At 35.1% G+C, this 393-nt stretch carries 1 protein-coding gene; it reads left to right on the top strand.

What is annotated here, in order from left to right; genetic code table 11:
- Positions 1-393, top strand: a 393-nt coding sequence (locus L992_RS12760) for an efflux RND transporter permease subunit (protein ID WP_231549797.1), incomplete at both ends; no start/stop codon positions are given.

Below are 393 nucleotides of genomic sequence, written 5' to 3'. Positions count from 1 at the left end.
ATATATGTCATTAGCAGGTATTGCTATACGTAGACCAGTTGCAACGGTAATGGTGATGGTTTCGATGGTATTCTTAGGGATTGTTTCAATGTTATCAATGAAATCTGAACTGCTTCCTAATATGAATATCCCGATGGTTATTGTTAGTACAACTTGGAATGGAGCTGTTCCAGATGATGTAAACAGTCAGATTACAAAAAAAATAGAGGATTCACTATCGGGTGTTGATGGAATAAAAAAGATAACATCAACATCAGCATTTGAAAGATCAACTGTAAGTATAGAGTTTGATTATGGTGTAAATATAGATTTAAAAAGAGGGGATGTTCAAAGAGAGATTGATGCAATCTCTGGAGAACTGCCAGATGATGCTTCAAAACCAGTGACTCAAAA

This window comes from Cetobacterium sp. ZOR0034 (assembly GCF_000799075.1).
In the GTDB taxonomy this organism is placed as follows: Bacteria; Fusobacteriota; Fusobacteriia; order Fusobacteriales; family Fusobacteriaceae; genus Cetobacterium_A.
The sequence above is the reverse complement of the archived record's forward strand: the minus strand, read 5'-3'. Positions and strand labels throughout refer to the sequence as shown.